The organism is Pseudomonas sp. WP18, from assembly GCF_036689585.1.
Lineage (GTDB): Bacteria > Pseudomonadota > Gammaproteobacteria > Pseudomonadales > Pseudomonadaceae > Aquipseudomonas > Aquipseudomonas chlororaphis_E.
In genome coordinates, this window is the sequence record NZ_CP144758.1 from 547288 (window position 1) to 568601 (window position 21314).

Annotated in this window: 13 protein-coding genes; 6 read left to right on the forward strand and 7 right to left on the reverse strand. The window is 62.9% G+C overall.

What is annotated here, in order from left to right; translation table 11 throughout:
* Positions 1-261 precede the first annotated feature (261 nt).
* The 4 genes from putP to rlmJ all read left to right on the forward strand — a co-directional run bounded on the left by putP (position 262) and on the right by rlmJ (position 5729).
* Complete coding sequence (gene putP / locus V5F23_RS02355; RefSeq protein ID WP_042727908.1) at positions 262-1746, forward strand: sodium/proline symporter PutP; 1485 nt, start codon at positions 262-264, stop codon at positions 1744-1746.
* A 303-nt stretch (positions 1747-2049) separates the two neighbouring features.
* Positions 2050-4107 carry a type VI secretion system tip protein VgrG gene (locus tag V5F23_RS02360; protein WP_123579427.1) on the forward strand — a complete coding sequence of 686 codons (2058 nt, stop codon included), beginning with the start codon at positions 2050-2052 and terminating at the stop codon, positions 4105-4107.
* Entirely contained in the window at positions 4104-4841 is a 738-nt protein-coding gene (locus V5F23_RS02365; protein WP_042730819.1) for a DUF4123 domain-containing protein, read from the forward strand. The genes V5F23_RS02360 and V5F23_RS02365 overlap by 4 nt, the downstream gene beginning before the upstream one ends.
* 48 nt (positions 4842-4889) lie before the next feature.
* Positions 4890-5729: a 23S rRNA (adenine(2030)-N(6))-methyltransferase RlmJ gene (rlmJ, locus tag V5F23_RS02370; protein ID WP_123579428.1), complete on the forward strand. Its 840-nt coding sequence runs from the start codon at positions 4890-4892 to the stop codon at positions 5727-5729.
* A gap of 75 nt (positions 5730-5804) precedes the next feature.
* Here the strand turns inward: rlmJ and V5F23_RS02375 are convergent, their stop codons facing one another.
* The 7 genes from V5F23_RS02375 to aceE form a co-directional block, all read right to left on the reverse strand.
* On the reverse strand, positions 5805-6497 hold the full coding sequence (locus tag V5F23_RS02375; RefSeq protein WP_123579429.1) for an RES family NAD+ phosphorylase: 693 nt from the start codon (positions 6495-6497) through the stop codon (positions 5805-5807).
* On the reverse strand, positions 6491-6895 hold the full coding sequence (locus V5F23_RS02380; RefSeq protein ID WP_047736091.1) for an antitoxin Xre-like helix-turn-helix domain-containing protein: 405 nt from the start codon (positions 6893-6895) through the stop codon (positions 6491-6493). Before V5F23_RS02380 ends, V5F23_RS02375 begins: the two co-directional genes overlap by 7 nt.
* A gap of 124 nt (positions 6896-7019) precedes the next feature.
* Complete coding sequence (gene msrA, locus V5F23_RS02385; RefSeq protein WP_042730827.1) at positions 7020-7682, reverse strand: peptide-methionine (S)-S-oxide reductase MsrA; 663 nt, start codon at positions 7680-7682, stop codon at positions 7020-7022.
* Between the two features lie 78 nt (positions 7683-7760).
* Positions 7761-10454, reverse strand: a complete 2694-nt coding sequence (locus tag V5F23_RS02390; protein WP_042730823.1) for a GGDEF and EAL domain-containing protein — start codon at positions 10452-10454, stop codon at positions 7761-7763.
* Between the two features lie 194 nt (positions 10455-10648).
* Positions 10649-12040 carry an alkaline phosphatase D family protein gene (locus V5F23_RS02395; protein WP_338497477.1) on the reverse strand — a complete coding sequence of 464 codons (1392 nt, stop codon included), beginning with the start codon at positions 12038-12040 and terminating at the stop codon, positions 10649-10651.
* 316 nt (positions 12041-12356) lie between these two features.
* Complete coding sequence (aceF, locus tag V5F23_RS02400) at positions 12357-14000, reverse strand: dihydrolipoyllysine-residue acetyltransferase (RefSeq protein ID WP_338497479.1); 1644 nt, start codon at positions 13998-14000, stop codon at positions 12357-12359.
* Positions 14001-14011: 11 nt separating this feature from the next.
* Positions 14012-16657, reverse strand: coding sequence for a pyruvate dehydrogenase (acetyl-transferring), homodimeric type (gene aceE, locus V5F23_RS02405; protein ID WP_047736087.1), 2646 nt, complete (start codon positions 16655-16657; stop codon positions 14012-14014).
* Positions 16658-17039: 382 nt separating this feature from the next.
* Between aceE and glnE the strand changes: the two genes are divergently transcribed.
* The gene (glnE, locus tag V5F23_RS02410; RefSeq protein WP_338497481.1) at positions 17040-19979 is read left to right on the forward strand and encodes a bifunctional [glutamate--ammonia ligase]-adenylyl-L-tyrosine phosphorylase/[glutamate--ammonia-ligase] adenylyltransferase; all 2940 of its coding nucleotides are present in this window, start codon (positions 17040-17042) and stop codon (positions 19977-19979) included.
* A 300-nt stretch (positions 19980-20279) separates the two neighbouring features.
* Positions 20280-21314 carry a lipopolysaccharide heptosyltransferase II gene (gene waaF, locus V5F23_RS02415; RefSeq protein WP_042731221.1) on the forward strand — a complete coding sequence of 345 codons (1035 nt, stop codon included), beginning with the start codon at positions 20280-20282 and terminating at the stop codon, positions 21312-21314.

Consider the following 21314-nt stretch of genomic DNA (forward strand, 5'->3'; position numbering starts at 1 on the left):
ACGGCGCAAAACCTGGTGTTTTTCCGATAAAACCGATCAGGTGCAACTTATTCGAGCGAAACTGGTTGCACCTAATTTCGTTTCTTGAATAGGATTCGCCGCCAAGGTGCAACCGGTTTCGACCGAGGAGCATCCGCCGATGGCTTTCCTGGGGAAACATCGGTCATACATTCGCGGGCCTGCCAATCGTCGCCATACTGTTCGTGTGGTCGACGCCTGCCTCTGCCACCGCAACATAAAAACAAAGCCAGGGCGTTATTCATGAGTGTTAGCAATCCAACCCTGATCACGTTCGTGATCTATATCGCAGCCATGGTCCTGATCGGCCTGATGGCGTACCGCTCCACCAACAACCTTTCCGATTACATCCTGGGCGGTCGCAGCCTCGGCAGCGTGGTTACGGCCTTGTCTGCCGGTGCCTCCGACATGAGTGGCTGGTTGTTGATGGGCCTGCCGGGCGCCATCTACATGTCGGGCCTCTCGGAAAGCTGGATCGCCATCGGCCTGATCGTCGGTGCCTACCTGAACTGGCTGTTCGTGGCCGGGCGGCTGCGGGTACAGACCGAACACAACGGTGACGCGCTGACGCTGCCGGACTACTTCGCCAGCCGTTTCGAAGACAAGAGCGGCCTGCTGCGGATCATCTCCGCCGTGGTGATTCTGGTGTTCTTCACCATTTACTGCGCTTCCGGCATCGTCGCCGGTGCCCGTCTGTTCGAGAGCACCTTCGGCATGTCCTACGAGACCGCGCTGTGGGCCGGCGCTGCCGCGACCATTGCCTACACCTTCGTCGGCGGTTTCCTGGCCGTGAGCTGGACCGATACCGTCCAGGCCACCTTGATGATCTTCGCGCTGATTCTGACGCCGATCATCGTGCTGCTGGCCACCGGTGGCGTGGACACTACGTTCCTGGCCATCGAGGCGAAAGACCCTGCGTCCTTCGACATGCTGAAGAACACCACTTTCATCGGCATCATCTCGCTGATGGGCTGGGGCCTGGGTTACTTCGGCCAGCCGCACATCCTGGCGCGCTTCATGGCCGCTGATTCGGTCAAGTCGATCGCCAACGCCCGTCGCATCTCCATGACCTGGATGATCCTGTGCCTGGGTGGCACCGTGGCGGTCGGCTTCTTCGGGATTGCCTATTTCTCGGCTCACCCTGAAGTGGCCGGTCCTGTGACCGAGAACCACGAGCGCGTGTTCATCGAGCTGGCCAAGCTGTTGTTCAATCCATGGATCGCCGGTGTCCTGCTGTCCGCCATCCTGGCGGCGGTGATGAGTACCCTGAGCTGCCAGTTGCTGGTGTGCTCCAGCGCCCTGACCGAAGACTTCTACAAAACCTTCCTGCGCAAGGGCGCTTCCCAGCTGGAACTGGTCTGGGTCGGCCGCGCCATGGTGCTGTTGGTGGCGTTGGTCGCCATTGCCCTGGCGGCCAACCCGAATAACCGCGTGCTGGGCCTGGTGAGCTACGCCTGGGCCGGCTTCGGTGCCGCGTTCGGCCCGGTGGTGCTGATCTCGGTGATCTGGAAAAACATGACCCGTAACGGCGCATTGGCCGGCATCCTGGTGGGCGCGATTACCGTGATCGTCTGGAAGCACTTCGAGCTGCTGGGCCTGTACGAAATCATCCCAGGCTTCATTTTCGCCAGCCTGGCCATCTATTTCGTCAGCAAGATGGGCTCGCCTACCACCGGTATGCTGCAGCGCTTCGAAGCAGCCGAGAAAGATTTCCGCCTGAACCAGTAAGGCGTTCGGCGAAGCCTTGATGGCTGGCTGAAGGTTGTATCGCAAAACGGCCCGTCTCTTGTGGAGGCGGGCCGTTTTTTATGGCGGGTCCAGGGGCGGTGCATGGAGCCGGGTTGAAGGGGGCGCCGCTTTCGCGAGCAGGCTCGCTCCCACCGTTGAAGAATGTCTATCGGAAAATACTGCCTGTCTCGCGGCTTTTTCTACGTCTAGGTCGTAGGGCAAATCTGTTTTTCCGGGTGAGGGGGTTGTTCACCCGATGGTTCGTGCAGAATCGCCAGCCTTCATTCAGCAGAGGGACATCGGATGGTCGCACCTGCCCACTTGCCCCGTTTCACCCTGACGCTCGACGGCGTGCCCCATGCGCTCAAGGTGCTGGAATTCACAGGCAAGGAAGCCATCAGCCAGCCCTATCGCGTTGACCTGGAACTGGTCAGCGAGCGGCCCGACCTGGCCCTGGAAGAACTCCTGCACCGCCAGGCCTTCCTGGAGCTCGACGATCATGGCCGGGGTCTTCACGGCCAGGTCTACAGTGTGGCCCAGGGCGACTCGGGCAAGCGCCTGACCCGTTACCGGATCACGCTGGTGCCGCGCCTCGCCTACCTGCGTCACCGCATCAATCAACGGATTTTCCAGCACCTGAGCGTGCCGACGATCGTCGCCCGGATCCTCGGCGAGCACGGTATCCAGGGCGATGCATTCCAGTTCAGCCTCGGTGGCCAGTACCCCGAGCGTGAGTATTGCGTGCAGTACGCCGAGAGCGACCTGGCCTTCATCGAACGGCTCTGTGCCGAGGTGGGCATCCATTATCACTTCCGGCACAGCCCCGGCGGCCATCTGCTGGTGTTTGGCGACGATCAGACGGTGTTTCCCCGTTTGCCCGAGCCGACGCGCTATCTGCCGGGCAATGGCATGGCGGCCAGCGAGCCGACGATCATGCGCCTGGCGGTGCGGCTCGAAGCCCGGACCACTGCCGTGACGTTGCGCGACCACGACTTTCGCAAGCCCGGGCTGGTGCTGCAGGCTGACGTCGACAGCCAGCAACTGCCGGCGCTGGAGGACTATCGCTACCCCGGCCAGTTTGCCGATCGCGAGCAGGGCCGGCACCTGGCCCAGCGTGCACTTGAGCGCCACGGCACCGACTACCAACTGGCGCAAGGGCACAGTGACCAGCGAGCCCTGGCCAGCGGGCACTTCTTGCACATCCAGGGCCATCCTCGCGCGCCGTGGAACGATCTCTGGTTGCTCACGGCCATCACCCATCATGGCCGCCAGCCACAGGTGCTGGAGGACGCGAGCGATGACGGCCTGGAGGATTTCCAAGGCTACCGCAACACCTTCCATGCCACGCCCTGGGATGTGCTCTACCGTCCGCCCCTGGCGCAGGAAAAGCCCCGTGCCCACGGTTACCAGTCAGCCGTGGTGACCGGGCCTGTCGACAGCGAGATCCATTGCGATGCGTTCGGGCGGGTCAAGGTGCAACTGGTCTGGGACCGCGAAGGCCAGGGCGATGAGCATGCCAGTTGCTGGCTGCGCGTGGCCTCCGGCTGGGCCCATGATCGCTATGGCGGGGTGATGATCCCGCGGGTTGGCATGGAGGTGCTGGTTGGGTTCATCGACGGTGACGTGGACAAGCCCGTGGTGGTGGGTTGCCTGCCCAACGGCGCCAACCCGGTGCCGCTGGACCTGCCGGCGGACAAGACCCGCAGCATCCTGCGCAGCCAGAGCAGCCCGGGAGGCGGTGGTTACAACGAATTGCGTATCGAAGACCGCAAGGGCGCCGAGGAAATCTATCTGCGCGCCCAGCGCGACTGGACCCAGCACGTCTTGCATGACCAGCGGGTGCAAGTCGATCACGAGCGCAGCATCGTGGTCACGGGGGCGTCGCGGCACGAGCTCAAGGCTGATGAGCTGCGCACGACCCACGGCCGGCGCCAGGTTGAAGTCCGTCAGGACGATCACTTGCGGGTGATCGGCGAACGGCATATCCACGTGACCAGCCAGGCCCTCAGTGCTGCCCAGCAATACCATGTCGGTGCCGGCCAGCAGGTGGTGCTGGATGCCGGCGTCAGTGCGACGATCCAGGCCGGTGGTCATTGGATCAATATCGGTGCCGGCGGGATATTCAGTAGCGTGCCCATCGAAGTGGGCGGCGCGCCGATGGCCGTGATGGGCGCGGCGCCTGGCGTTTCCCGCGGCCCTGAGAGCCCGCTCGCCGCCGCGGCTCCTCGGCTGAGTCTTGGGCAAATCCTGAGCTTGCAAGGCCAGGCGCCGTTCTGTGAAGAATGTGAGCGATGCCGGATGGGCGTTTGCAGCATGCCGCCGGACCTTCATGGGCCCGCTGTTTTCCAGGTGCGCCCATGACGCCCCGTGCCTGGCTCCGAGACCACCCGTTGCGGGCATCCGAGCAACTGTTCGCCATCGTCAGCAACGCCAGCGGCGCAGGGCCGCTGTCTGCCTGGAAGCGCTCGATGACCACGCCGGCGAGCCCGATCTGGGCGGGCACGCCGTACGCCGAGTGGGAATCGGTCATGCCATATGTAGGGCTTGTCACCCCGGACAGTGAGTTTCTTGATTGGATAGCGACCACCGATGCGCTCGATTGGGGCTGGCTGGCGGTGTCTTCTGCCAGCCAGCAAAGGGTTGCCGAACATCTGTGCGGGTTGACACAGGTGTTGTTGCCCGACGCCAAGGCGGTATTTTTCCGCTTCTGGGATGGGCGCTTCGTGCGGCCGATCCTGCAATCGGCGCACGTTGATGCCGCCGTGTTGCTGCCGGTGCTCAGCCGCTGCCTGATCAATGGCCAGCCGCTGGCGCTGCAAGGCAATGCCCGGTGTGAGGCCCGGGCGTTCCCATGGTGGACGGTGCCGGAGGCGTTGCTCAGGTCATTGGCTGATGAGTCGAGCGATTGCCTGCTGGATAACCTGCTCAGGTGGCTGGATGAAGCGCACCCGGACCTGTTCGAGCAGGTTGACGAGCGCATCCTGCGGCGCAAGGTTGCGCATTTCCTCAAGGCGCCCGGGCAACCGCTGAAGGCGGCATTGCTGCAATTTTTGGCGCTCGAACTGGGGGACCGCCCACTCGGCTGCGAACCCTGACGTTCGGCGCACTTCAAGGTAAACTCGTCGCCCTTCGCAGGAGCCGCCATGAATTATCGCCATGCCTTCCACGCCGGCAATCACGCCGACGTGTTCAAACACCTGACCTTGACCCGCCTCATCGCGCTGATGTCGCGCAAGGAGCAGCCCTTCGCCTACCTCGACAGCCACGCGGGCATCGGGTTGTACGACTTGCAGGGCGACCAGGCCAATCGTACCGGTGAATACCTGGAAGGCATCGCGCGGTTATGGGGCCAGGATGACCTGCCGCCGCTGACCGCCGATTACATGAAAGTCCTGCACGACATGAACCCGGACGGGCAGTTGCGCTACTACCCCGGTTCCCCGGAATTGGCGCGGCGCCTGACCCGTGCGCAGGACCGCGTGCTGCTCAACGAGAAGCACCCCGAAGACGGCGTGCTGCTCAAGGACAACATGAAGGGCGACCGTCGCGTGGCGGTGCACTTGGGCGAAGGTTGGCATGTGCCTCGGGCGTTGCTACCGGTCCCGCAGAAGCGCGCCCTGATGTTGATCGACCCGCCTTTCGAACAGCTTGACGAGATGCAGCGCTGCGCCGCCTCCCTCAAGGAAGCCATCGGTCGGATGCGCCAGACGGTGGCGGCGATCTGGTACCCGGTGAAGGATCAGCGCCTGTTGCGCCGTTTCTACCAGGACCTGGCTGGCACCGGCGCGCCGAAATTGTTGCGCGTGGAGCTGTTGGTCCACCCGCTCGCCACTCCCAACAGCCTGAACGGCTCCGGCCTGGCCATTGCCAACCCGCCGTGGGGACTGGAGGAAGAGTTGCGCGATCTGCTGCCGTGGCTGTCGAAAAAGCTCGGGCAGACCCAGGGTGGCTGGCAGATGGATTGGTTGATCGCCGAGCATTGATTCGTGTTGACGAGGCGCCAGGGCGGGCGCTTTCGCGAGCAATCTCGCTCCCACAAGGCCTTCCTGAAGCCCGGCTCAAGCCCCGGTGATCAGGTTGACGCTGGTGATCCGGCCGTTCCAGATCATCTCGTAGTGAGCGGCCTGAAGAATCGATGACACCGGGCGCGGGGTCATCAGCGCCCAGCAATGGCTACCCGGGTTGCGTACCGATCGGTAGCGCAGCCCCGGACAACCTTCGCGCTTGATGGCCTTGCCCAGCAGATGGGCATGGCTGTAGTCATCCGGGTCATAGATGGGGTCTGTCATGGGCAAGATCAGCGCATCTTTCATCGCTGCGTCCGTGAAGTGGCAGGAAAGCTCGCGGAAGACAAAGCGTTCATAGTTGAGGCCCTGCACCTTCGACCAGTAGTGGTTCTGGTGGTACTGCACTTCGGCCAGCGCCGTTTCGGCGGTGTCGGCCAGGTACAACACGCCGAAGCTGCCGTCGCTGAACCGCGAACCGGCGGGATTGACGTGGGTGAACGGCGCCGTCGCGTAGGCGCAGCCCGGAATGCCGAAGGGGATTTCCTGGCGGGCGATCAGTTCCAGGCGTCCCACTTCGTTCTGCAGCCTGGGGTTGGTCAGGGCCTGGATCCGATAAAGGACTTCGAACTCATCAGCGTCGGCCACATCGTCGAACAGGGCGATGGGCGGGAATTTGGAGTTCACCAGCCTATGGGCCGTCAGGGGCTCGCCGGGCCGTTCGGGCAGATCGCCGGCCTTCACCATTGCGCGCCTCGCAACGCGTCGATCCTGCGAAACGTCTCGTAGAGGGAAATCATGTCGCCCCGGGCCATGATCTCCAGCGGGGCGTGCCCATTGAAAAACTCGTTCTCATTGGGCATCGCCGCAAAACCATAGACGTTTTCGGGGTTGTCGAAAATGAGGCGCAAGGCGCCGTGGATATTCAGCACCAGGCTGATGCGTTGCAACTGGTCGGAGTCCAGGCTGACGGACCAGTTGGTTTCACGTTGCTTGGCGCGTGTATAGGTGCTGCGGGAAATACGCAGGATCCGACAGGCCTGGTCACTGGTTGCCTGCCATTTTTCCAGGATGCCCAGCACCGTCCGAAGACCGGTCACGCACTCGTCCTTGGTCAAGGCTTGGGCTGAAAGAGCAGGGGTCATGACGATTACCTTTTGGGTCTGTAGAGCCAAAAGTAGCAATATGCAGTCTGTAGATCAAGTTTGCGGTCAAGTGCAAGGGAAGGGCGATGACCGGACACCTTCTTCCCTTGCATCGGGCTGGGGCTCAGTTACCCGCGAGGCTCGGCGGCATGCAGACGCCTGTGCCGCCAATCCCGCAGTAGCCCTCGGGGTTCTTCGCCAGGTATTGCTGGTGATACGCCTCGGCGTAGTAGAACGTCGGCGCCTCGTCGATCTCGGTGGTGATGTCCCCCAGGCCAGCCTTGGCCAGCTCTGCCTGGAACACTTGCTTGCTCTTCTTCGCGGCTTCCAGTTGCTCGGGCGTGGTGCAGTAGATCACCGAGCGGTACTGGGTGCCGATGTCGTTGCCCTGGCGCATGCCCTGGGTCGGGTTGTGCAGTTCCCAGAACATCGCCAGCAGGGCTTCGTAGCTGACCTTCTCCGGCTCGTAGACCACCAGCACCACTTCGCTGTGGCCGGTCAGGCCGGAGCAGACTTCTTCGTAAGTCGGGTTGGGGGTAAAGCCGCCGGCGTAGCCCACCGACGTGCTGTAGACGCCTTCGCGTTGCCAGAAGCGGCGTTCCGCACCCCAGAAGCAACCCAGGCCGAAGATGGCGAATTCGACGTTGCCCGGGAATGGGCCGAGCAGCGGATTGCCGTTGACGAAGTGCTCGTCCGGCACCTTGATCGGGGTTTCGCGGCCGGGCAGGGCTTGTTCTTGAGTAGGGAGCACGTTTTTGTTCACCAGGATTTCCGAGCGCAAGACCATCATCAGTCCTCTCAGTCAGATTGAGTTGAGCGAGTTCACGCAATAAGACTGTCAGTGTGCCCGAGTGTTACATCGCTGTCAGTCAATTGGTCCGCGCGGGTAGCGCTTGAGCTTCTCGACCAGCTCGGCGCCGGGGATCGGCCGGTCGAACAGGTAGCCTTGGCCGACGTCGCATCGGTGGCGCCGCAGGAAGGCCAGTTGCTGGGCGGTCTCGATGCCTTCGGCCACGACCTTGAGCTTGAGGTTGTGGGCCATGGCGATCACCGCCGAGGTGATTTCCATGTCGTCCTGGTTGTCCGGGATCTCATGGATGAAGCTGCGATCGATCTTGATGATGTCGATCGGGAATTTCTTCAGGTAACTCAGGGACGAATAACCGGTGCCGAAATCGTCCATCGCCAGGGTCAGGCCCAGGCGCTTGAGCTGGTCGAGCTGCAGGTGGGTGTCTTCGGTGGCTTCCAGCAGCAGGCCTTCGGTCAACTCCAGTTCCAGCAGCCGGGCGGGCAGTTGCTCCTCCTTGAGGATGCTGGCGATGGAGGCGACCAGGTCCGGGTCGGAGAACTGCTTGGGCGACAGGTTGATCGCCACTTGCAGGTTGCCCAGGCCGGCGGCGGTCAGTTGCTTGCTCATGCGGCAGGCCTGGCGGGCGATCCACTTGCCGATGGGGATGATCAGGCCGGTTTCTTCGGCCACGCTGATGAACTGGTCGGGACGGATCATGCCCTTTTCGGGATGGTTCCAGCGCAGCAGCGCTTCCATGCCCAGCAGTCGACCGCTGCGCAGGCATAGCTTGGGCTGGTAGAACACGTCCAGTTCGTTCTGGGTCAGGGCTCGGCGCAGGTTGTTTTCCACGAACAGCTTGTAGCTGGCCTCGGCGTTCAAGGCCTCGGTGAAGATCTGCACCTGATGCTTGCCGTTGGCCTTGGCCTTGTGCAGGGCGAGCCCGGCGTTGCGCATCAGGGTCTGGGGATCGCGACCGTGCAACGGTGCGCAGGCCAGGCCCACGGAGCCGGTCACGCTGATCAACTGGTTATCGACGAACATCGGTTTGTCGAGGGTCATCAGCAACTGGCTGGCGACCTGCTGGCCGGCTTCCAGGTCCGTGTCGTCCAGCAGCACGGCGAACTCGTTACTGGCGAACCGCGCCAGGCTGCCGCTGGGGCTCAGGCTGTTGCGCAAGCGCCGCGCCAGGCTGATCAGCAGCTTGTCGCCGGTCTGGTGGCCGAGGCTGTCGTTGATGCGCTTGAAGTTGTCGATGTCCACCAGCAGCAGGCTGATGGGCGAATCGCTGTCCCGGGCGAAGCGTTCATCGAGGTTGCGGATGAATGCCGGACGGTTGCCCAGGTTGGTCAGGTTGTCGGTGTAGGCTAGGCGTTCGATGCGCTGCTGGGCCAACTTGGTCTGGGTAATGTCTTCGTAGATGCCGATGTAATGGGTCAGTTCGCGATTGTCGCCATAGACCTTGGAAATCGACAGCTGGCCCCAGTAGGGTTCCAGGTTCTTACGCCGGCTCTTGAACTCGCCTTGCCAGCTGTTGCTCTGGGCCAGGGCGGACGGTGCGTCGAACAGCAGCTCGCTGAGATTCTCCAGGGCCGGCAGCTCGGACAGGCGCTGGCCGTGGACTTCCTCGGTGGAGTACTGGGTGATCGCCGTGAAGCTCGGGTTGACGTATTCCACCACCCCGTCGCAATTGACCAGCAGGAAGGCGTTGGCGCTCTGTTCCACGGCGCGCTGGAACAGGTGCAGGGCGCTGGTGGCGGTGCGTCGGTTGTGGTTGTTGATCACCTGGGCGAACTGGTCCGCCAGCTCACCGGCAAAGGCGATTTCGTCGGACTGCCAGGCGCGGGTGACGCCCACCTGTTCCAGGCACAGCACGCCCACCACCTGGCCGTCGATGCGCACGCTGGCGTCGAGGATGGCGTTGACGTCGCGGGCGCGCAGGTTCTCCGCCAGTTCCCGGGTGCGCGGGTCACGCATGGCGTTGTGGGCATCGATGGCACGACACGATTGCAGCGCTTCCATGTAGTTGGGGTAGTCGCTGGCGTCGATGGCCGCTGGCAGGAAGTGCGCTTGGGAGGCTCGGTTGAAGGCGGTGATCGGCACCAGCTTGCCGTCTTCAAGGTTCCAGAGGCTGGCGCTGTCGATCTGATAGATGTCACAGGCACTGCGGGTGATGAGTTCGGCGGCTTCGAGCAGGGAGTTGTTAGCGCTGTAGCGTTGTCGGGTCAGCAGCAGGATCAGGTCCTGCTGGGCGCGTACCCGGTCCAGGTGCTGGAGTTGCTCCTGCTGGGCGCGCTGGTTCAACTCCAAGGCAATCTGCAGGCGCGAGTTCTGGGTTTCCAGGTCGACGGCCGGCAGGGACGGCTCGTCTTGCAGCAGGCTGTCCACCACCAGCAGGTAGCCGCGCAACAACTGACGATTGTGCTGCTTATAGGCTTCGCCCGTTTCCAGCAGGTTCATCGGCCCCTTGGCGGTGTGCAGCGTATAGCGGATCTGGTAATGCGAGTCTTGAGCCAGTTGTTCCTGGATGGTGTCATGCAACTGGTAGCGCGCTTCGGGTTCCATCAGGCTGGCGTAGGGCGCGCTGACCAGCGAACAGAGCTCCACCGCCGGCAGGCCGAAGTAGCGCTCGCAATTGGGATCGAGGAACAGCAGCGCCCAGCTCGCTTCATTCAGCCGTTCGAAACGCAGCATACCGAGCCGCGAGGGCACCGGTAACTGCGTCACTACCTCGGCCGCCATACGGCTGGCGGCATCGGGTTGGCTTTTCATGGGGAAACTCGCTTCGAAAATGCTGATCGCGCCGGGCTGACGCCCTCGTTCTTACGGACTGCCGCAAGGTTGCATCATTGCGGCACTGGCTGACAAGAGACATGAAGGCCAAGTGCTATAAACCTTTTATCGGCCGACGAAGGGATTTCTCCAGTCGCCAGCCGATCAGAGGGCACGCCAGGTGATGCCGTCCGTCACCGCAAGGGAATATCGACGGTCTGCACCGGGTTGCCGTCACGGTCATGGAACGTGGCCTGGACGCTCTGGGCCGTGATGTCCAGGCGTGCGAAGTTATCCTGACTGAGGACTTTGCTGGTCAGTTCGTAGCGATATTCTCCGTCGTCCGTGCGGGCCATGGGCTGGTCGAAGATAAAATCCGTGGCCTTGGCATAAGGCAGCAGCTTGCTGTTGCAGAACGGCGAGGCCACCAGGGTGTTGACTTCGAAATCAGGATCCTCGCTGTGTCGCAGGCGGCTGGTCATGGCGCCATGGACATCGCCCGAGATGAAGATCACGTTCCTGACCCGATGCTTGCGCAGGGTTTCCAGCAGCCGCAGGCGCTGTTGCGGGAAGGCCTGCCAGGCATCTCCATCATTGCGCTTGCTGTCGGGGTAGAACAGCACGCTGGTCACCACGAACTTGACCCGGGCGGGGCTGCCAACGAGCCATTGGAGCAGGGCCTGCTCCTGCTCTTCATCCAGGAGGCGGCGGTCATCTGCCGACAGGTTGCGTTGGGTACGGCTGTCGGTGACGAACCATCCGACGTCGCCGTGGGCAAACCGGTACCAGTAGCGTTTGAGCGACTTATCCAGCGTGCCGTTGGCCAAGCGTTCATGGGCCGGGCCATGGCTGGCCTGGTAAAGCGCGTACGCACTCATGGCGTTGGCATAGAGCACCTCGTCGTTGCCGGACCTGTTGGCGGGCCAGTTGTCTTCGATTTCGTGGTCGTCGAGGATCATGTAGGTGGGCACCTGCGCCATCAGTCGCCGGATGTGCGGCTGGGAGAATGCCGTGCGGTACTTGAAGAGAATGTCCTTGTAGGTCCGGTCAGGGGCCACCACGTTCAGGTCGTCGAGGTAGACCTGGTCCCCGGTCATCAGGACCGCGCTGATCGGCGGGTCGGCCTGGGCCACGACGCGGTTGATGCCGGCAAAGGTGCGGTCCCCGAGCGCGGGTCGTGAAGGCACGCCGGCGGTGATCCGCAGGTAGCGGCAGGAGCCGACGATATAGGCGCGCGGCAGGCCGGGCTCGTTGGTTGGCGTGCGCAGGCGATAGGTGTTCCTGGGCCATTGCAGCGGCAGTTCCTCAACGGTCCCTACGGTGTGGGTCGGGCTTAGCGGGCTGAACCAGCCTGCCTGGTATTCATAGGCCGTACCGGGCTCAAGGCCATCGAGCACGATGACATCGGACATGTCGCGGTAGGCCTTCAACTGGACGAAATGGCCCTTCGACCAGTGGGCGTCGCCCAGGCGCCGGTAGCGAACACCGGCGAATACCAGGCTGTTGTCATGATCGCCGCGCAAGAATATCCGCGCGTGATCCGTCGTGGTGTGGCCAACGATCGGGCCGACGGTGGGTATGAACATATTCGAATCCATTCGAAATGCAGCGTTTCAGTTAAGGAGGGTACGAGCGCAAGGGTGTCGCGCTGTGCCGATGCTAAGGCGCGAGGCGGGACAAATATCGACAGGCGAGGGGACGCAGGATGTGGGCAATGACTAACAGAGGGCGTAGTCAGTCAGGCGGGGAAGGGTAGGAAAGTTTGCCGGTGTACGGCGTGGCGCTTCAGCCCTGACGGCCAGGCAAAAAAAGCCCCGTCAAATGGACGGGGTTGAGGTACGAGCGTGGCGCTCGGAAAACAGCGGTGCGAGTGGCCCTTCCCTGGGGAAGGGCCACTCGGCGTTACAGCAGGATGGTACGAATGTCGCCCAACAGATCGCTCAGACGCTTGGTGAAGCGTGCAGCAGCGGCACCGTTGATCACGCGGTGATCGTAGGACAGCGACAGTGGCAGCATCAGCTTCGGCTGGAAGGCTTTACCGTCCCAGACTGGCTGGATGGTGGCCTTGGAAACACCCAGGATCGCCACTTCCGGCGCGTTGACGATCGGCGTGAAGCCGGTGCCGCCAATGTGGCCGAGGCTGGAGATCGTGAAGCAGGCGCCCTGCATGTCGTCGGCGGTGAGCTTCTTGTTTCGGGCTTTTTCAGCCAGGGCAGCGGCTTCGCCAGCCAGTTGCAGCAGGCTCTTCTGGTCGACGTTGCGGATGACCGGTACCAGCAGGCCTTCCGGGGTGTCGACGGCGAAGCCGATGTGCACGTACTTCTTGCGGATCACAGCCTTGCCGCTTGGGGCCAGCGAACTGTTGAAGTCCGGCAGTTCCTTGAGCAGGTGCGCGCAAGCCTTGAGCAACAGGGGCAGCACGGTCAGCTTCACGCCGGCCTTTTCCGCCACGGCTTTCTGCGCCACGCGGAAAGCTTCCAGCTCGGTGATGTCGGCCTGGTCGAACTGGGTCACGTGCGGAATGTTCAGCCAGCTGCGGTGCAGGCTCGACGCGCCGATCTGCATCAGGCGGGTCATGGCTACTTCTTCGGTTTCGCCGAAGCGGCTGAAATCCACCGCCGGGATCGGCGGAATGCCCGCGCCACCCGAGGCGCCTTCGGCCGGTGCGTTCTTGGCCTTCTGCATCATGGCCTTGACGTACACCTGCACGTCTTCTTTCAGCACGCGGCCGTGTGGGCCGCTTGGGCTGACAGCCGACAGCTCGACGCCGAACTCACGAGCCAGTTGGCGCACTGCAGGGCCTGCGTGAACCTTGGCACCGCTTGGCGCAGGGGCCGCGGCAGGGGCCGGTGCTGGCGCAGCCTCGGCCTTGGCGGCAGGGGCAGCAGCGGGAGCGGCTTCGGCCTTGGCAGCCGGCGCGGCGGCTTGAGCAGGTGCTGGCGCGGCAGGAGCAGCAGCGCCGGCCACTTTCAGCTTCAGGATCAGGTCACCGGTCCCGACTTCGTCTTCCAGCTTGATCTCGACGCTCTCCACCACACCGGCGGCGGGCGATGGGATTTCCATGCTGGCCTTGTCGGATTCCAGGGTGATTAGCGACTGGTCGGCTTCGACGGTGTCGCCGACCTTGACCAGGACTTCGATGATCTTGGCCTTGCCCGACGAACCGATGTCCGGGACATGGATGTCCTGGACAGACGCTTCGGCTGGCGCGGCCGCCGGTGCTGGGGCTGCTTCGGCAGCCGGTGCGGCAGCAGGCTTTTCAGCGGCGGCCGGGGCCGCTGCCGGCGCGGCCGCTTCAGGCGCCGCGGCGGCGCCCTCGACTTCCAGCTCCAGCAGTTCGTCGCCTTCTTTCAGGCGATCGCCCAGCTTCACTTTCAGGCTCTTGATGACGCCGGCCTTCGGCGCAGGCACTTCCATGCTGGCCTTGTCCGACTCGAGCGTCAGGATGCTCTGGTCGGCTTCGATACGGTCGCCGACCTTCACAAACAGTTCGATTACTTCACCTTCACCGCTGCCGATGTCAGGTACGCGAATGAGTTCGCTCACGAAAATTCTCCTCAGCAGTCCAGTGGGTTGCGTTTTTCTGGATCGATGCCGAACTTGGCGATGGCTTCGGCCACCACTTTCGGTTCGATATCGCCGCGGTCAGCCAGGGCTTCCAGGGCTGCCAACACAACGAACTTACGGTCGACTTCGAAGAAGTGACGCAGCTTCTTGCGGCTGTCGCTACGGCCGAAACCGTCGGTGCCCAGCACTTTGAACTCCTTGGAAGGAACCCACTGGCGGATCTGCTCGGCGAACAGCTTCATGTAGTCGGTAGAGGCAATGACCGGACCCTTACGGCCGCTCAGGCACTCTTCGACATAGCTCAGCTTAGGCTTCTGGCCAGGGTGCAGACGATTGCTGCGCTCCACGGCCAGGCCGTCGCGACGCAGTTCGTTGAAGCTGGTGACGCTCCAGACATCGGCACCGATGTTGAATTCCTCGCGCAGGATCTTCGCCGCCTCACGCACTTCGCGCAGGATGGTGCCGGAGCCCATCAGCTGGACGTGGTGCGCGGCTTCGCGGGTGTCTTCCTCGAGCAGGTACATGCCCTTGACGATGCCTTCCTCCACGCCGGCCGGCATGGCTGGCTGCTGGTAGGACTCGTTCATCACGGTGATGTAGTAGAAGACGTCCTGTTGCTCTTCGGTCATCTTCTTCATGCCGTCCTGGATGATCACCGCCAGCTCGTAGCCGTAGGTTGGATCATAGGTGCGGCAGTTCGGGATGGTGCCGGCCAGCATGTGGCTGTGACCGTCTTCGTGCTGCAGGCCTTCACCGTTGAGGGTGGTACGGCCGGCGGTGCCGCCGATCAGGAAGCCACGGGTGCGGCTGTCGCCAGCGGCCCAGGCCAGGTCGCCGATCCGCTGGAAGCCGAACATCGAATAGAAGATGTAGAACGGCAGCATCGGCTGGTTGTGGCTGGAGTACGAGGTACCGGCGGCAATGAAGGAGCTCATGGCGCCCGCTTCGTTGATGCCTTCCTCGAGAATCTGGCCCTTCTTGTCCTCGCGGTAGAACATCACCTGGTCTTTATCGACTGGCTCGTAGAGCTGGCCGACGGACGAGTAGATGCCCAGTTGGCGGAACATGCCTTCCATACCGAAGGTACGGGCTTCGTCCGGGATGATCGGGACGATGCGCGAGCCGATTTCCTTGTCCTTGACCAGTTGCGCGAGGATCCGCACGAAGGCCATGGTGGTGGAGATTTCACGGTCGCCCGAGCCGTCCAGGATCGCCTTGAGGGTGTCCAGTGGCGGGGTCGGAACGCTGAAGCTCTTGGCGCGACGCTGTGGCACGAAACCACCCAGCGCGGCACGGCGCTCGGCCAGGTAACGGGCTTCGGCGCTGCCTTCTTCAGGTTTGAAGAACGGCAGGTTTTCCAGCTCGCTGTCCTTGACCGGGATGTCGAAGCGGTCGCGGAACAGCTTCAGGCTATCGACATCGACCTTCTTGGTGTTGTGCGCGGTGTTCTTCGCTTCGCCGGCGCCGGTGCCATAACCCTTGATGGTCTTGGCCAGGATGACGGTCGGCTGCTCTTTGTGGTTGACCGCTTCGTGGTACGCCGCGTAGACCTTGTACGGGTCGTGGCCGCCACGGTTGAGTTTCCAGATCTCGTCGTCGGACAGATCGGCAACCATCGCCTTGAGTTCAGGCGTGTTGAAGAAGTGCTCACGGACGAACGCGCCGTCCTTGGCCTTGTAGTTCTGGTACTCGCCGTCGATGACTTCGTCCATGCGGCGTTGCAGGATGCCGTCGACGTCCTTGGCCAGCAGTGGGTCCCAGAAACGGCCCCAGATGACTTTGTTGACGTTCCACTGGGCACCACGGAACACGCCTTCGAGTTCCTGGATGATCTTGCCGTTGCCGCGAACCGGGCCGTCGAGGCGCTGCAGGTTGCAGTTGATGACGAAGATCAGGTTGTCCAGCTTCTCGCGGCCGGCCAGGGAGATCGCGCCCAGGGATTCCGGCTCGTCGCACTCGCCGTCGCCCATGAAGCACCAGACTTTCTGCTTGCCCGGCTCGATGAAGCCACGGGCTTCCAGGTACTTCATGAAACGTGCCTGGTAGATCGCCTGGATCGGGCCCAGGCCCATGGAAACGGTCGGGAACTGCCAGAAGTCAGGCATCAGCCAAGGGTGCGGGTACGAGGACAGGCCGTTGCCGTCCACTTCCTGGCGGAAGTTGTTCATCTGGTCTTCGGAGATACGGCCTTCCATGAACGCACGGGCGTAGACGCCGGGCGATGCGTGACCCTGGAAGTAGATCAGGTCGCCGCCGTGTTCATCGGTCGGGGCCTGGAAGAAATAGTTGAAGCCGATGTCATACAGCGTCGCGCTGGAAGCGAAGCTGGAGATGTGACCGCCCAGGTCAGAATCTTTCAGGTTGGTGCGCATGACCATGGCCAACGCGTTCCAACGTACCAGCGAGCGAATGCGGCGTTCCATGAACAGGTCGCCAGGCATGCGTGCTTCGTGGGTCACGGGGATCGTGTTGCGGTACGGCGTGGTGATGGCGTAGGGCAGTTGCGAGCCGCTGCGGGTCGCGAGTTCACCCATACGGGTCATCAGATAATGAGCACGGTCTTCGCCTTCTTTGTCGAGAACCGATTCCAGGGCGTCCAGCCATTCCTGGGTTTCGACGGGATCGAGGTCTTGCATGGCTTGCTCCAGGGCGGAAAGGCTACCAGAATCGGTTGCCTGAGTTTGCGACTGGCCTTGTGGGCAGACGATATAAATTCTTGGATTGCCGAAGGTAGATTCGACGGCGTGTAGTTTTACTACAAATCGTTGGCCGTTTCAGCTTTTCGAATGTATAGACGAGTAGTAAAACTACACAAGAGCGGCTTATGGCCCCTCGTTTCGTTGTGAGAATAATCGTTACTGTTGGTCTTTACCCAACTCGAACAGGTAAAAACTTGATGTCGGCTGCCAATAAAATCAGATTTTCAGCTATTTATCATCTTTGTTCGACAGTCGATCAGGTAGTGGTTTTTGAAAAAACACTACATCCAGCCTTCCCCGCGCCGATCAAGGATAGACCATGAGCCTGCCCTCGCTTGCCGAAGTACCGGTCATTCTCCAGTCATTGGTCAGTCGGGCCGAGGAGTCGTTCCGTGCGGCGGTCGCTTCGCTCGACGACGACCACGGCCTGTCGAGCTGGACGCCGCAGCACTGGGAGGCATTCCGGCGCGTCGCTGCCGCCAGTGACTTTGTCATCGAGCAAAGTGTGCGTGACCCGGCGATGCTGTTGGCGCTGGTGCGCAGCGGCGAGCTGGACCGCGGCTTCGCCCCCGGCGAGATGCGTGCGCAGATTGGTGCCGCGGTCCAGGCTGCCGAGACCGAAGACGAACTGGGCCGCGTCCTGCGTCGCCAGCGCACGCGCCAGCAGGTGCGGATCATCTGGCGCGACCTGACCCGCCAGGCCGACCTGGTGCAAACCTGCCGCGATCTCTCCGACATGGCCGATACCTGCATCGACGAGGCCTACCATTGGTTGTACCAGCGCCTCGCCCAGCAGTTCGGCACCCCCACCGGGCGGCGCAGCGGCGAGCCGCAGCAGATGGTCATTCTCGGCATGGGCAAGCTGGGGGCGGTGGAGCTGAACCTGTCGTCGGACATCGACCTTATCTTTGCCTACCCGGAGGGGGGCGAAACCGTCGGCGTCAAGCGGCCGCTGGATAACCAGGAGTTCTTCATCCGGGTCGGCCAGCGCCTGATCAAGGCCCTGGACCCGATCACCGTCGACGGTTTCGTGTTCCGCGTGGACATGCGCCTGCGTCCTTATGGTTCGGCCGGCGCACTGGTGCTGAGCTTCAACGCCCTGGAGCAGTATTACCAGGACCAGGGACGCGACTGGGAACGCTACGCCATGATCAAGGCGCGCGTGGTCGCGGGTGACCAGGTGGCCGGTGCGCAGTTGCTCGACATGCTGCGTCCGTTCGTTTATCGCCGTTACCTGGACTTTTCCGCCATCGAAGCGCTGCGCACCATGAAGCAGCTGATCCAGCAGGAAGTGCGGCGCAAGGGCATGGCCGACAACATCAAGCTCGGGGCGGGCGGGATTCGCGAGGTGGAGTTCATCGCCCAGGCGTTCCAGCTGATCCACGGCGGTCGCGACCTGAGCCTGCAGCAGCGCCCGCTGCTCAAAGTGCTGGGCACTCTCGAAGGCCAGGGGTATCTGCCGACCAAGGTGGTCGACGAGTTGCGCCAGGGTTATGAATTCCTGCGTTATACCGAGCACGCGATCCAGGCCATCGGCGATCGCCAGACCCAGATGCTGCCGGACAGCCCGCAGGACCAGGCGCGGATTGCCTTCATGCTGGGGTTTGCGCACTGGCCGGCGTTCCATGAGCGGTTGATGTATTGGCGCGAGCGGGTGGCCTGGCACTTCGGCCAGGTCATTGCTGACCCCGACGAAGACGAGGGCAGTGAGAGCGAAGTGGTGGTGGGCGGCGAATGGCTGCCGTTGTGGGAAGACAGCCAGGATGAGGAGGCGGCCTGCCGCCAGTTGGAGGCGGGCGGTTTCAGCGATGCGGCCAAGGCCCTCAAGGCCCTGGCTGTCTTGCGCGGCAGCCCGCAATTGCGAGCGATGCAACGCCTGGGGCGCGAGCGTCTGGACGCCTTCATTCCGCGCTTGCTGGCCCAGGCGGTGGAGCATGCCAACCCGGACCTGGTGCTGGAGCGCGTATTGCCGCTGGTCGAAGCGGTTGCGCGCCGTTCGGCTTACCTGGTGCTGCTGACGGAAAACCCCGGCGCCCTGCGGCGCTTGCTGACCTTGTGCGCGGCGAGCCCGTGGATCGCCGAGCAGATCACGCGTTTTCCTTTATTACTCGATGAGCTGCTCAACGAGGGGCGCTTGTTCAAGCCGCCGCTGGCGCCGGAGCTGGCCGCCGAGTTGCGCGAGCGCCTGACGCGGATTCCCGAGGATGATCTTGAACAGCAGATGGAGGCGCTGCGGCATTTCAAGCTGGCGCACCGCCTGCGGGTGGCTGCATCGGAAATCGCCGGCAGCCTGCCGCTGATGAAAGTCAGCGACTACCTGACCTGGCTGGCCGAGGCGATTCTCGAACAAGTGCTGGCCCTGGCCTGGCGCCAGACGACCGCCAAGCATGGCGTGCCGTTGCGCACTGACGGCAGCTTGTGCGATCCGGGCTTCATCATTGTCGGTTATGGGAAAGTCGGCGGCCTTGAATTGGGGCATGGTTCCGACCTGGACCTGGTCTTCATCCATGACGGCGACCCGCAGGCCGAAACCGACGGGCCGAAGCCGATCGATGGCGCCCAGTTCTTCACCCGGCTTGGCCAGCGGATCATTCACTTGCTGACGGCCCAGACCAACTCCGGGCAGCTCTATGAAGTGGACATGCGCCTACGTCCGTCCGGGGCGTCGGGGTTACTGGTCAGCTCCCTCGGGGCGTTTGCCCGTTATCAGGAAAATGAAGCCTGGACGTGGGAGCATCAGGCACTGGTGCGGGCCCGGGTGCTGGTGGGCAGCCAGGACGTGGGCCTGGCATTTGAAAATGTCCGCGCCCAGGTCCTGGGGCGCAAGCGTGACTTGTCGATGTTGCGCCAGGAGGTCAGCGAGATGCGCGCCAAGATGCGCGATAACCTTGGCAGCAAGGCCACCGCTGCCGGAACCGCGGCAAATGCCTTCGAGGCCACGGCGCCGTTCGACCTCAAGCAGGACGCCGGAGGTATCGTCGATATTGAATTTATGGTGCAATACGCGGCCCTGGCGTGGTCCGAGGAACACCCGTCGTTGCTGCGCTACACCGATAACATCCGCATTCTGGAAGGGTTGCAGGAGGTCGGGTTGATGCCGGCCGAAGACGCCACCTTGTTGCGCGAGGCCTACAAAGCCTACCGCTCCGCCGCCCACCGCCAGACCCTGCAGAAAGAGGCCGGGGTGATTGCAGGCGACCAGTTCGTGGATGAACGCCGGCAGGTGCTGCGGATCTGGCGGACGTTGGGGTTGAATTGAGTACTGATTGATGTGGGAGCGGGCTTGCTCGCGAAGGCGGAGTGTCAGGCGAAGTAGAGGCTGCATGTGCCAGCCTCTTCGCGGGCAAGCCCGCTCCCACAGTTGGATTGGCGGTGCTTCACCGCACTTGAGGCGAATGAAGACCCCTTGTGGGAGCGGGCTTGCTCGCGAAAGCGCAGTGTCAGGCGAAATAGATGTTGGATGTGCCGGCCCTTTTGCGAGCAAGCCCGCTCCCACGGTGGATTGCAGTGTCTTTAGGCGGGGAGGCGTAGGCCTCCCCGTAGCGTTTTTGGAAACCACATGAATATTCTGATCGTTGGGCCCAGTTGGGTCGGTGACATGGTGATGGCGCAGACACTGTTCCAGTGCCTGAAGCAGCGCCACCCGCAGTGCGAAATCGACGTCCTGGCCCCCGAGTGGAGTCGGCCGATCCTGGAGCGCATGCCACAGGTACGCAAGGCCTTGAGCTTCCCGCTCGGCCACGGCGCGCTGGAGCTGGCGACCCGGCGGCGCATCGGCAAGTCCCTGGCCGGCCAGTACGACCAGGCGATCCTGCTGCCCAACTCGCTGAAGTCGGCGCTGGTGCCATTCTTTGCCGGCATCCCCAAGCGCACCGGCTGGCGCGGCGAGTTCCGCTACGGCTTGCTCAATGACGTGCGCACGCTGGACAAAGAGCGTTATCCGCTGATGATCGAGCGCTTCATGGCCCTGGCCTACGAGCGCGGGGCCGAGTTGCCCACGCCGTATCCGCGCCCCAGCCTGGCCATTGACCCGGTGAGTCGCGCGCAAGCCCTGGCCAAGTTCGGCCTGAGCCTGGACCGCCCGGTGCTGGCCCTGTGTCCGGGCGCCGAATTCGGCGAATCCAAGCGCTGGCCGGCCGAGCACTACGCCCAGGTCGCCGAGGCGAAGATTCGGGAAGGCTGGCAGGTCTGGCTGTTCGGCTCGAAAAAGGATCATCCGGTGGGCGAGGACATCCGTTCGCGGCTGATCCCGGGGCTGCGCGAAGAGTCGGTGAACCTCAGCGGCGACACGTCCCTGGCCGAAGCCATCGACCTGCTGTCCTGTGCCGATTCGGTGGTCTCCAACGACTCCGGCCTGATGCACGTGGCCGCGGCCTTGAATCGCCCGTTGGTGGCGGTCTACGGCTCCACCTCGCCGGGCTTCACCCCGCCGCTGGCCGACCAGGTCGAAATCGTGCGCCTGGGCCTGGAATGCAGCCCATGCTTTGACCGCACCTGCCGCTTCGGGCACTACAACTGCCTGCGCCAGCTCATGCCGCAGTCGGTGAACGAGGCCCTGGAGCGTTTGCAGGGCACACCCGTGGAGGTCGAGTAA

Coding starts and splice junctions, on each gene's coding strand:
- putP (WP_042727908.1), top strand. CDS start 262: ATGAGTGTTAGCAATCCAACCCTGATCACGTTCGTGATCTATATCGCA.
- V5F23_RS02360 (WP_123579427.1), top strand. CDS start 2,050: ATGGTCGCACCTGCCCACTTGCCCCGTTTCACCCTGACGCTCGACGGC.
- V5F23_RS02365 (WP_042730819.1), top strand. CDS start 4,104: ATGACGCCCCGTGCCTGGCTCCGAGACCACCCGTTGCGGGCATCCGAG.
- rlmJ (WP_123579428.1), top strand. CDS start 4,890: ATGAATTATCGCCATGCCTTCCACGCCGGCAATCACGCCGACGTGTTC.
- V5F23_RS02375 (WP_123579429.1), bottom strand. CDS start 6,497: ATGGTGAAGGCCGGCGATCTGCCCGAACGGCCCGGCGAGCCCCTGACG.
- V5F23_RS02380 (WP_047736091.1), bottom strand. CDS start 6,895: ATGACCCCTGCTCTTTCAGCCCAAGCCTTGACCAAGGACGAGTGCGTG.
- msrA (WP_042730827.1), bottom strand. CDS start 7,682: ATGGTCTTGCGCTCGGAAATCCTGGTGAACAAAAACGTGCTCCCTACT.
- V5F23_RS02390 (WP_042730823.1), bottom strand. CDS start 10,454: ATGAAAAGCCAACCCGATGCCGCCAGCCGTATGGCGGCCGAGGTAGTG.
- V5F23_RS02395 (WP_338497477.1), bottom strand. CDS start 12,040: ATGTTCATACCCACCGTCGGCCCGATCGTTGGCCACACCACGACGGAT.
- aceE (WP_047736087.1), bottom strand. CDS start 16,657: ATGCAAGACCTCGATCCCGTCGAAACCCAGGAATGGCTGGACGCCCTG.
- glnE (WP_338497481.1), top strand. CDS start 17,040: ATGAGCCTGCCCTCGCTTGCCGAAGTACCGGTCATTCTCCAGTCATTG.
- waaF (WP_042731221.1), top strand. CDS start 20,280: ATGAATATTCTGATCGTTGGGCCCAGTTGGGTCGGTGACATGGTGATG.